This is a genomic window from Coleofasciculus sp. B1-GNL1-01 (assembly GCF_040220235.1).
In the GTDB taxonomy this organism is placed as follows: domain Bacteria; phylum Cyanobacteriota; class Cyanobacteriia; order Cyanobacteriales; family Coleofasciculaceae; genus Coleofasciculus.
Genome location: NZ_JAVJTO010000088.1, coordinates 117,283 through 128,560 on the forward strand (window position 1 = coordinate 117,283; position 11,278 = coordinate 128,560).

Annotated in this window: 8 protein-coding genes; 3 read left to right on the forward strand and 5 right to left on the reverse strand. The window is 46.7% G+C overall.

What is annotated here, in order from left to right:
• The first annotated feature begins 166 nt into the window (after positions 1 to 166).
• Entirely contained in the window at positions 167 to 4,792 is a 4,626-nt protein-coding gene (locus tag RID53_RS21895) for a hypothetical protein (protein ID WP_446390102.1), read from the forward strand.
• Positions 4,793 to 5,334: 542 nt separating this feature from the next.
• On the opposite strand, the gene RID53_RS21900 is transcribed toward RID53_RS21895, so the two are convergent.
• The 4 genes from RID53_RS21900 to RID53_RS21915 form a co-directional block, all read right to left on the reverse strand.
• Complete coding sequence (locus RID53_RS21900; protein ID WP_446390103.1) at positions 5,335 to 6,582, reverse strand: CHASE2 domain-containing protein; 1,248 nt, start codon at positions 6,580 to 6,582, stop codon at positions 5,335 to 5,337.
• A 160-nt stretch (positions 6,583 to 6,742) separates the two neighbouring features.
• A complete protein-coding gene (locus RID53_RS21905) occupies positions 6,743 to 7,240 on the reverse strand; it encodes a hypothetical protein (RefSeq protein WP_446390104.1) in 498 nt (165 codons plus the stop codon).
• Between the two features lie 30 nt (positions 7,241 to 7,270).
• The gene (locus tag RID53_RS21910) at positions 7,271 to 7,960 is read right to left on the reverse strand and encodes a tetratricopeptide repeat protein (protein ID WP_446390105.1); all 690 of its coding nucleotides are present in this window, start codon (positions 7,958 to 7,960) and stop codon (positions 7,271 to 7,273) included.
• Positions 7,961 to 8,186: 226 nt separating this feature from the next.
• On the reverse strand, positions 8,187 to 9,071 hold the full coding sequence (locus RID53_RS21915) for a tetratricopeptide repeat protein (protein WP_446390106.1): 885 nt from the start codon (positions 9,069 to 9,071) through the stop codon (positions 8,187 to 8,189).
• Between the two features lie 748 nt (positions 9,072 to 9,819).
• Between RID53_RS21915 and RID53_RS21920 the strand changes: the two genes are divergently transcribed.
• Together RID53_RS21920 and RID53_RS21925 are read left to right on the forward strand one after the other, a co-directional pair.
• Positions 9,820 to 10,755 carry a hypothetical protein gene (locus RID53_RS21920; RefSeq protein ID WP_446390107.1) on the forward strand — a complete coding sequence of 312 codons (936 nt, stop codon included), beginning with the start codon at positions 9,820 to 9,822 and terminating at the stop codon, positions 10,753 to 10,755.
• Positions 10,756 to 10,825: 70 nt separating this feature from the next.
• Positions 10,826 to 10,963 (forward strand): hypothetical protein, encoded by a 138-nt coding sequence (locus RID53_RS21925; RefSeq protein ID WP_446390108.1) that lies wholly within the window; start codon positions 10,826 to 10,828, stop codon positions 10,961 to 10,963.
• 43 nt (positions 10,964 to 11,006) lie between these two features.
• Here RID53_RS21925 and RID53_RS21930 read toward each other — a convergent pair whose 3' ends face one another.
• Complete coding sequence (locus tag RID53_RS21930) at positions 11,007 to 11,216, reverse strand: hypothetical protein (RefSeq protein ID WP_446390109.1); 210 nt, start codon at positions 11,214 to 11,216, stop codon at positions 11,007 to 11,009.
• Positions 11,217 to 11,278 lie beyond the last annotated feature (62 nt).

Here is an 11,278-nt window from a genome sequence, read left to right on the forward strand (position 1 = left end):
CCTTACATAAACGAATGACGAAGGACAAAGGACGGTCCCCACCGCCAGACTGTAATTGTGTCCACCTACTTAGCGCTAAAACCCAAGCCTAGTGGTTAATCGCAAGCCGCAACTGGAATATCCTCTACTTGTTCAGGACGTCGCTCACCCCCCTATAGAGAAACCTATGACACAAAAATCATTGCTAGAAATCTTTGAATATATTTCCTTGGCTGGCTCTGCTGTCGGAACTGTCGTAGCGGCGACATCTCAGCAGGTGGCTTACGCCGCAACGCCGTTAACGGTGGCGCTGGCGCTGAATCTGTTGAACCGACGTAACATAATACAGCAGACACAGGATAGCACCAGAAGTGCGATCGGGGAAACCTATCAACTGATTCAATCCCTACATCAACAAGTCCAAGCTATCCCCACGCTGAATAATCAACTCAATAGCTTAGACCAACAATTTAATGCTCGACCCGAAAAAACGGCAATTGAGGACTTAAAAGCCTCCCTAAGTGAATTAACAGAACAATTCACCCAACTGAGTCAAACCTTTAATACTCGCCCGGAACTACAAACCATTGAACAGTTGCAAACCACTGTTGCACAATTGACCGAACAGTTTAATAGCCTTAGCACTCAGTTCGAGCAGCTACCGACTGAGCCAGAGGTAGACTTAAGTAGCATTGAACAAGCCGTTTTTGAACTAACGGAGCAATTTAGCCAACTCTATCAACAATTCCATAGTCGTCCCGAACTTGAGGATATTGAGCAAACTCAGGCGGCGATCGCCCAACTCCATGAACAACTCGGTACTATTACGGTTCGCCTGGATCACTTACCTGCATCATCCGAGGTAGACTTAAGTATGCTCGAAGGCGCGATCGCCGAAATTACTAGCCAAGTTGACACCTTAACCACGCAAGTTAACACCCTACCCAGCACCAGCGACACTGATCTCACCGGAGTAGACGCCGCACTTTCAGAACTCACCGAGGAATTTAGCCAACTCCAAGAACAGTTCCAGACTCGTCCAGAACTGCAAACCATCGCCCAACTTAGAGATCACCTTGCAACCTTGACTCATCGCTTAGATGAGTTACCCACCGCACCCCTAACCGACTTAATTAGCGTCGAAAGTGCGATCGCCGAAATTACCAGTCAAGTTGACACCTTAACCACTCAGGTTAACACCCTACCCAGCGCCAGCGACACTGATCTCACCGGAGTAGACGCCGCACTCTCAGAACTTACCGAGGAATTTAGCCAACTCCAAGAACAGTTCCAGACTCGCCCAGAATTACAAATCATTACTGATCTGAGTGAACAACTCGAAACCCTCAGCACTCGCCTGGATCAACTTCCCACCGCACCAGCGGCTAACTTAAACGGTTTAGAACCCGTTATTGCTCAGATTACCAGTCAAATCGAAACCTTAACCGCACGAGTCAATACCCTTCCCCTCTCCGGCGAAACCGATTTCACCGAAATTGAAGAAGCGATCGTCCAAATCCATGGTCAAATTAACACGATTCAGCAGCAATTCCAGAATCGCCCTGAACTGCAAATTATTGAGCAATCCCAACGTGCGATCGCAGACCTAAGCGAACAACTCGAAACCCTTAGCCAGCGCCTGGATCAGCTTCCCACCGTACCCGGCGAAGAGTCAACCGCGATCGCCGAAATTACCCATCAACTAGACAGCTTAACCACTCAGGTAAACACCCTCTCCCCCGTTTCTGACACCGATTTGCGCGGGATAGAAGGTGCGATCGCGGATATCAGCGAACAACTGGAGACATTAAGCGCACGAGTTGATCATCTCCCCTTAACCGCCACCCCCGAAGCCACCGACTTCAGTGAAATCGAAGCCGCGATCATTGATTTTAATCAACAACTGGGTCAACTCCATCAACAATTTACCACCAGACCCGAACTAGAAACCATTGAGCGATCGCAAACCGAAATTAGCCAGCTTACGGAACAATTTGCCATCCTCAATAGCCGCCTTGACCAACTCCCAACGACATCAGAGGAAGGCGTGGAACAGGTGATTGGCGAGATTCGGGGTCAAATTGAAACCCTCAGCCAACGAGTTGACCAGCTTTCCCCAGTTTCCCCAACCGATGTCAGTCAGTTAGAACAAGCCATTACTGACATTACCGCACAAATCGACAACTTAACCCAGCAAGTCAACACCCTCTCTACTCCTTCAGACACCGATCTATTTGACGCAGAAGACACCCTGGCTCAAATTCAAAGTCAGATTAACACCCTGAATCGACAGTTCCAGACTCGACCAGAACTTCCAGAACTTGAGCAAACACAAACCGCGATCGCCCAACTGACGGAGGAACTGGAAACTCTTAGCAACCGCCTGGATCAGTTATCCACAGCACCAGAGGGTGATGGTAATGTCACCGAACAAACCATTACTGAGATCACCGATCAGATTGAAACCTTAACCGAACGGGTAAATACCCTATCCACTCCCCCAGACACCGATGTGAGTGGAATCGAAACCGCACTGTCAGAACTCACTGACCAATTTAGCCAATTCCAGCAACAATTCCAGACTCGTCCAGAACTAGAGGAAATCCAGCAATCTCAAACCGCGATCGCCCAACTGAGTCAGCAACTGGAAACCCTTACCACGCGCCTGGATCAGTTGTCAACCACACCAGAGGGTGAGGATAGTCTCACTGAACAAACCCTGGTTGAGATTACCCGTCAAATTGACAGCCTAACCACACAGGTAAATACCCTATCCACCCCTACCGAAACCGATGTCAGTGGCGTTGAAACCGCGCTGTCAGAACTCACTGACCAATTTAGCCAATTCCAACAACAGTTCCAGACTCGTCCAGAACTAGAGGAAATCCAGCAATCTCAGAATGCGATCGCGGATCTAACTGAACAACTGGACACCCTGAGTACCCGCCTAACTCAGGTATCGACGACACCAGAGGTAGATCTGAGTGGGATTGAACAAACCATTGCCGAAATTGCGGGTCAAATTGACACCCTAACTCAACGAGTGAATACCCTCTCCACTCCCACCGAAACCGATTTGAGTGGGGTAGAAGACTCCCTATCTCAACTAGCGGAACAATTTAGCCAACTCCAGCACCAGTTCCAGGAACGTCCAGAACTAGAGGAAATCCAGCAATCCCAAACCGCGATCGCGGATCTAACGCAGCGACTGGAAACCCTGAATATTCGCCTGAATCAGTTACCTATTGTTCCCGAAGTCGATCTGAGTGGGATTGAACAAACCATTGGCGAAATTACGGGTCAAGTTGAAACCTTAACCGAACGGGTGAATACCCTCTCCACTCCCACCGAAACCGATTTGAGTAGCGTCGAAGCGGCGCTGTTTGATTTAACTGAACAAGTCAGTCAACTTCAGCAACAATTCCAGGAACGTCCAGAACTAGAGGAAATCCAGCAATCCCAACGTGCGATCGCGGATCTGACTCAACAACTGGACACCCTGAGTACCCGCCTAACTCAGTTACCGACAACGCCAGACGTCGATCGGAGTGCGACGGAACAAACCATTGCCGAGATTACCGATCAGATTGAAACCTTAACCGAACGGGTAAATACATTATCCACTCCCACAGCACCCGATCAAAGCGGAATCGAAGCTGCACTTTCGGAACTCGCGGAACAATTAAGCCAACTCCAGCAACAGTTCCAGAATCGTCCGGAACTCCAGGAGATGGAACAGTCGCAAATCATGATTAGTCAACTGGCTGAACAACTGGAGATACTGACGAATCAGCTTGATCAAACCTCAGCGACGCCGGGAGTCGATTTGATGGAAATCGGATCAGCGATCGTTGATGTTCATGATCGCCTGGATCAACTAACGGCGCGTTTCGAGCAATTTCCGGGGACACCCGACACCGAACCCGCACCGATTCAACCCACCCTTACCGATTTAGTCGAAGAGGAGGTTGTTGCACCTCCGCCTCCCATCCCCACAATCCCCGCACTGGAACAAATTCAGCAACTTCCCGAAAATGAGGCGATCGCACCGCTTACGGATAAGCTAAAATCCCTGAACGAACAGTTTCACAATCAGCCTGCGACTCAAGCGGTTGAGGGATTAAAAATGACGCTGATTCAGTTAACGGATCACGTCAACATAATCACATCTCGTTTGGGAGGTTTACCGACAACGCCAGACCTAGATCTGAGTGGGTTAGAACAAGCGATTACCGAGGTTCACACCCAACTCGACGCCTTCAATCAACAGTTTAATGCACGACCGGAAGTTCAAGCCATTGAGCAATTGCAAGAGGCGATCAATCAGCTAGGTGAGCAGATTTATACCACCCTGGTGCAATTTACTGAAGACTCGGAATCAATGTCCAAGAAGGAAAAAGATGACGCCCTCAAGGATATCGATTTCCAGTTAGATGCGATGGAGTTGTGTCTAGAGAACCTACCCATGCTGGCTGACTTAGACTTCAGTGGGGTGGAAGGAGCGATCGCCGCGATCGACGAACAGCTTGACAATCTAACTCAAACCATCGCCGAGAATCAAGCTGCACTCTTTGAAGTGGATCTCAGCGGTGGAGAGGAGGCGATCGAAGACATTAATCGTCAGATTGAGGCGCTCAATCAAAAAATCAGTTCCCAATTAGATAAAGCGACGATAAAACAATTGGAAGACGCGATCGTTCATCTGAAAAAACAGCTTAATGCGGTTACGTTTACTTTAGAAACACTACCCGTGGCGTCCGATGATATGGACTTCGGTGGAGAAGAACCAGACATCGCTGATTTACAGTGGTGATTGGTCATTGGTCATTGGTCTTATGTCCTTTGTAAGAACCGTATAATCGTAGGGTGCGTTAGGCGGAACAACTCATATTTATGATCCTGTTAATAGGAATGTCGCCGTAACGCACCATGATTTGCAATGTTAATCAACAACTGATTACCGAAGATATTACGCTCTATTTAATTCCTATTTTCTGATTCACTCTTGCATTTTTCCACAATCATGAGATTCTACGTCCAACCAATTTCTCGCACCAATGGTGCGAGTTTTTCAAATAGCTTCAGGCGTATGTTAATCGGGGCGGGTTTAATTACTTATAAGTGCAACCGAAAAGATAGTAGTGAAACCCGCCCCTACACAGTTTGTCGGTTGGGTTGAGTGAAGTCGAGGTAAGCCCTCACCGTCGAAGCCTCACGCGGCTCGACTGAGCTTCGCCGAACGTCCGAAGTCCGAGGTGTTGCCTATTGCCTATTGCCACTATCGTGAGTTTCACATCTCAAAGGTAAACACTATTATAGTGAGGAAAGGAAACGCTGCGATCGCTTAACTCCTATTCAAAAAAATTCAGTTAGCCATGCATGAATGAGAATATTCAAGATGAACTCAAGTAGTCGCAGAGAAATATTAACAATTGGTATGGACATGAGAGCAAAGGCAGGAGCTACAACGGGAATCCATCCGTATTGAGTAAAGATGAAAAAGCCAATGCCAAACACTACAATTAGCGCACCGATTGTACTCAAACCCAAAACCAGGGGATGACGTATTTTCCAGGTCAAACTCCCCCCAACTAGCGCCCATCCTAAAATCCATAAAATCTCCTCCCATTCTGACCAAAACCCAAGCAGGGGTCGCCCATCTAGTACCGTACTCAACAGTTGACTGACGATATGCCCATGGACAACTACTCCTGGCATTTTTTGAAGAACTTCCCCTTGGGAACTGTAGGGCGTGGAGAACAGATCATTTGCTGCCGGAGCAGAAATCCCAATCAGGACAATGCGGTCTTTAACTAAGCTCGGATCAACACGATCTTCGAGAACGTCTGTCAGGGTCACACTATCGGCTAACTTTTGGCCAGTGCGGTAATTCAACAAAATTTGATAGCCACCAGTATCCGCTTGTTGGTAACCCCCCGATGTGGGAGATAGGGGTTTAAAGACGATATCACCCCATTTTAGATACTCCTTTCCGTTTTGCTGAATAGTTTGTGGCTCAATTCCTTTTTGTTCGAGGTAGTACCGGGCAAGTTGAAAGTTAAAAGAAAAACGGGTGGTACAACCTTCAGGAATGTCGGAATTGTGAAACAATAACGCCCGACGCACGACACCCTCTTCATCGATTGGTAAATCCGAAAAGCCAACTTGATCCTGAGACACCCCTTCGGGTGGGGGAGTCCCTCGCCTGGTTTCGTTACCTAACCTACAAATGGGAATAATATTATCGCTGTTTTTAAATAGTTGGGTTAATTGGGAGTTACCCGGAGGGATGGGAATATCTCGATACATATCCAAACCAACCACCGTGGGTTGATGCTGCTTTAGCTGAGAGAGGAGTTGATGCATCAGAGCATCGGTCATGGGCCACTGCTCTAGTGATTGAATATCATTCTCAGTCACTTCGACTACCAACAAACGGGGGTCTGGTGGTAAACTCGGTCGCAACTGCATCATTATATCAAAAACATTTAGTTCCCAAGGTTCTAGTCTTTCAAACTGCCGTGTTCCAAACAGTAAAACTATCAGCGCTATGCCAGTCAATATAGTTCCTTTAAGATCTGAAATAGTTAAGTATAAGCGCATAAGGGAAGCCTGAAAATATACAATAAACTTTACAGTGACTCAGATAGCAAAACCTGTGAGAAATGCGGCTCCAGCCCTGACAGGTTTAGTTTTTTTATTTTAGGGGGGACTAGACAAGGAGGACAAGGAAGGAAAGAAGACAAGGGGAAATTGTGAGTCCCTACAAAAGGGTTGGTTTAGCGACATTAATTTGACAAAATATATTATACCAAATCAGAGTTAGCAACCTCTGTGATAACCCAGTCCGCGTAGGCGGACTACCCTTCGGGAAGGCTTCGCATACATCTGATGAACTCAATGTCTCCACATCAATCCACGGCGTCACCCCCCGCCGAAACCAACCCATTACCGTCACCGATTCACCCACTAAATCACTGGGGCAAGTTCCCAGAGGGAGTAAGTTACCCAGAGAACCTAAAATTGAAAAGTAATGCAATTTAACTAAACCACTATCGGTTTCAATAATTAAATCCACGCCTAACCAATTCTGCAATCCTCGCCGCCCTAAAAGTTTACCTGTAAATTCCACAAGTTGATGGGTAGAGGGTAACGCATTCGGATCAGCTAGCATTTGTTCTAAGCTGGGTTGGTGACGAATCGCCGCAGGTTTGATATCGGGAAAGTTACCGTAGGGTGGGCAAGGGTTATAAACCTTCAAATGCTTATTGGTGGGTTACTCTTGCCCACCCTACATAAAATCAGAGGAGAATTGTTCAATTATTTGCTGTATATATTCATAACCCTCTGTGTCACCTTGTTGCTGAACAAGAGTGGCAGCTTGGCGAAAATCCTCAAGGGCTTTTGGTTTATCTCCTAAGTTACGGTAGGCAAAACCCCGGTTGTAGTATGCCAAAGCATCGTCAGGATTAAGTTGAATGGCTTGAGTGAAATCCGCGATCGCTCCTTGATAGTCTTCTAGCTTAAAGCGGGCAAGACCCCGGTTGTAGTATGCCAAATCATCGTTAGGATTAAGTTGAAGCACTTGATTGTAATCCTCTATCGCCCCTTGGTAGTCTTCTAGCTTAAAGCGGGCATTACCCCGGTTTCCGTAAGCAAAAGCATCTTCAGGATTAATTTGAATGGCTTGAGTGAAATCCGCGATCGCCCCTTGGTAATTTTCTAGCTGATAGTAAGCATTCGCCCGTCGATGGTAAGACTCTGCATTGTTGGGACTTAGTTGTAGTGCTTGAGTTAAATCAGCAATAGCCCCCTGATAATCTCCTTTCTCTGCTTTGATTCTTGCCGAGTTAATCAGGTTTTGAACTGTCGGTTGTTGGGCGACAACAAGATTCGTCAAAGCGACGGCAAACTGAGGCTGTACCCACACAATCGCTGTACCGATGAGGGCGGCTGGTATGTGATTGGGAAACTTGATCATTGTCTCGACTACTCCGCAGATTAAACGAATAATGTATTCTCCCGTTAATATTGGTGGGTTACGGCGGATACTTCATTAAATGGTTATCACTTCGATTTAGATACCGCCTAACCCACCCTACGTTACTATTTGGTATTTCCAGTTTAAGGGAGCAACAATGTTGGCTGAGGATAAGACAGATCGGGGTATTTATACCGGAAAGGAGCCGGAAAATAATTTAAGGTCATTACTGCTCAAGCCGTCTAATTATTTGCTGTGTATATTGATATTTCTCTGTGTCACCTTGTTGCTGAAAAAGAGTGGCAGCTTGGCGAAAATCTTCAAGGGCTTTTGGTTTATCTCCTAAGTTAAGATAGGCAATACCCCGACCGGTGTAGGCACCAACATAATCAGGATTAAGTTGAATCGCTTGATTGTAATCCTCTATCGCTCCTTGGTAGTCTCCTAAGTCAGAGCGGGCAAAACCTCGGTTGTAGTATGCCAAAGCATCGTTAGGATTAAGTTGAAGCACTTGATTGTAATCCTCTATCGCCCCTTGGTAGTCTCCTAGGTTAGAGCGGGCATTACCCCGGTTGCCGTAGGCACCAGCATAGTCAGGATTAAGTTTAATCGCTTGAGTGTAATCGGCGATCGCTCCTTGGTAGTCTTCTAGGTTAGAGCGAGCAATACCCCGGTTGCCGTAGGCAATAGCATCCTCAGGATTAAGTTTAATCGCTTGAGTGTAATCGGCGATCGCTCCTTGGTAGTCTCCTAAGTCAGAGCGGGCATTACCTCGACCGATGTAGGCGTAGGCAAAGTCAGGATTAAGTTGAAGCACTTGAGTGAAATCCGCGATCGCCCCTTGGTAATTTTCTAGCTGATAGTAAGCATTTGCCCGCAGATAGTAAGCCTCTAAATTGTTGGGATTCAGTTGTAGTGCTTGAGTTAAATCAGCAATAGCCCCCTGATAGTCTCCTTTCTCTGCTTTGATTCTTGCCGAGTTAATCAGGTTTTGAACTGTCGGCTGTTGGGCGACAACAAGATTCGTCAAAGCGACGGCAAACTGAGGCTGTACCAACACAATCGCCGTACCGATGAGGGCAGCTGGTATGTGATCGGAAAACTTGATCATCGTCTCGACTACTCCGCAGATTAATTTGGCTGATTCAATAAACTGTTCGGCATTTAAACCTTAATATCAATAACGGCGAAAGCCTTGTAGTGCGTTTAGCGAAGCCATGCCGAAGGCTTTGCATCTTGCTCGCTACTAATACCCAATTTAAATGCATGACAGCTTACGACAGAGAACAGAAGGTTGTCAGGTTTTTTGTATTTACTTTATCACGAGAGCTGGACAACCTCTCTCCAAACGAAGAATGGCGTGAGTTTGACGCCTGTTGTATCAAACAAATGGTAGGGGCGCACTGACGTGCGCCCGATTTAACCCTTCGACCCTTCGGCACACTCAGGGCATCGCTTCGCGGCAATTGAGCGTTCGACTGAGCGCTCACGCGGCTCGACTGAGCATCGCCGAACGTCCGAAGTCCTGTCGAAATTCAGGGTTAACCGTGTAATCTATTGCTTAATTTTAGGAGTTGTCGGTTGGGTTGACGCAGGAAACCCAACCAAGTTTAGGATTATTGTCTGAAATATTGATTGAATAATATTTTCTCCCGTTAATATCGGTGGGTTACGGCGGATACTTCATTAAATGGTTATCACTTCGATTTAGATACCGCCTAACCCACCCTACGTTTTTTGATTCAAGTATTTTTCCCCTGGCTCTTTTTTTGAGAGAAAGGGGTTTTAATTTTGCTTATTATGTTATAACATTATTACAAGTAAACAGTACACTAATATAACACAAGGAAAAGAAGCTCATGAAACCTTTACCGCCTCACTTCGACACCAGCCATACCGCTGAAACCTCTGCCCAGCAAGCGTTAACAGAATTTGGGATTACCCAACTCCTGTCTCTACTCAAGCACTACCGCGATATTGATTTTGATGCGTCGCAAATGCACCTCACGGATACTGAAGTCCATGCGATCGCCCAGCTATTTATCCAGCAGTTGACCGAAAGCCTCAACGGTAAACTGATTGCTGGCGCGTTAAATACCCTGCGTCATAGTGAGGAGATAGAGAAACAGGGGAAGCCAAGGAAGCAAGGGGAGAATTTTTACAATCGCCCTCTCTCCACGCCTACCCCTCGCTATACAGAAGGCGATCGCGTTCAGTGGAAAACGAATCAGACAGACTGGGGTGTGATTGTAGGGCGCTTCTATGAATACCATCACCATCAATGGATGGTTTATTACATCATCCAACTCGCTTCTGATTCTCCTAGTGCAGCTTGGGTAACGACAGATACGGCGGCTGAAGCGGATGTGGAAAAAATACCTGATACGGTTGAATTGAATGAAGAGAATGGCAATTCTTATCGTTATCCCACCCATTCTCGCCGTGGGATACCGCCCCTATCTCTGCATTGCCCGACGGGACGTTATAATCCTCGACGACGCCACAATCTGCGCCCGATTACTCAGCGTGAACAATACATTATTGACCTTTATTGTTATTGTGAATTAGGGATGACGCCAAAGCAGTTTTATGCTAAATGGGATGTCACATACGAACAACTTTCTCATATCTGTTCCCGTTCCCTGGGGACAGTGCAGAATTGGTTCAACCGAGGTCAAGGATATTATCCGCCTAAACCTAGGGATTTGCGCCATCTAGCAATTATGGATTTTTTGTTAGAACATTTTGAAGAGATACCCCAATCCCTGATGGATCTGCTGTGTTCGTCTCGATAGGTGGATGTTAGGGCGTTTGCTATAGCAACCGCTATAGCGGTTAGGACAGATTATTTGGTAGAGACGCGCCATGGCGCGTCTCTACAATGGTGTCTTATTTCAGTGGGCTTGGAAACCAAGCCCCTACGGTTCCTGTTTCATCCCGGTTCACCCTTCTGTCACTACCTGGGTAATAAATCTCTCCACCAATGGAACTCCGGTGTCTTGATCGATACCCTAGGGTACGGAAGGTCAGTTCAACGAAAATTGTATCACCTGATTTTATTGTGTGTCAGAAACACAGGCAATACAACTTTAACTAATCCTGTAAGCGATCCAACTAAAATTGCAATGGCTAGAATAATCTCTGCTGGGCTGTTCCCATCTTTCATCCAGCTTGCCGGACTATGGAGTACAGGTTGGGCTGGCGTAACCACTGCAATAGAATTGGACGGCGTGATGTTAGTTGTCGAGTTGGTCATTGTTTGAACTTTATTTCAATTGGTGTTGAAACTAGGTTCGCTTTGGGGTTGTAATCAAAAGC

Bases quoted from the DNA above. Each gene is read 5' to 3' on its own strand.
- RID53_RS21895 (WP_446390102.1), top strand. From the start codon at position 167: ATGACACAAAAATCATTGCTAGAAATCTTTGAATATATTTCCTTGGCT.
- RID53_RS21925 (WP_446390108.1), top strand. From the start codon at position 10,826: ATGGCGCGTCTCTACAATGGTGTCTTATTTCAGTGGGCTTGGAAACCA.
- RID53_RS21900 (WP_446390103.1), bottom strand. From the start codon at position 6,582: ATGCGCTTATACTTAACTATTTCAGATCTTAAAGGAACTATATTGACT.
- RID53_RS21930 (WP_446390109.1), bottom strand. From the start codon at position 11,216: ATGACCAACTCGACAACTAACATCACGCCGTCCAATTCTATTGCAGTG.
- RID53_RS21915 (WP_446390106.1), bottom strand. From the start codon at position 9,071: ATGATCAAGTTTTCCGATCACATACCAGCTGCCCTCATCGGTACGGCG.
- RID53_RS21910 (WP_446390105.1), bottom strand. From the start codon at position 7,960: ATGATCAAGTTTCCCAATCACATACCAGCCGCCCTCATCGGTACAGCG.
- RID53_RS21920 (WP_446390107.1), top strand. From the start codon at position 9,820: ATGAAACCTTTACCGCCTCACTTCGACACCAGCCATACCGCTGAAACC.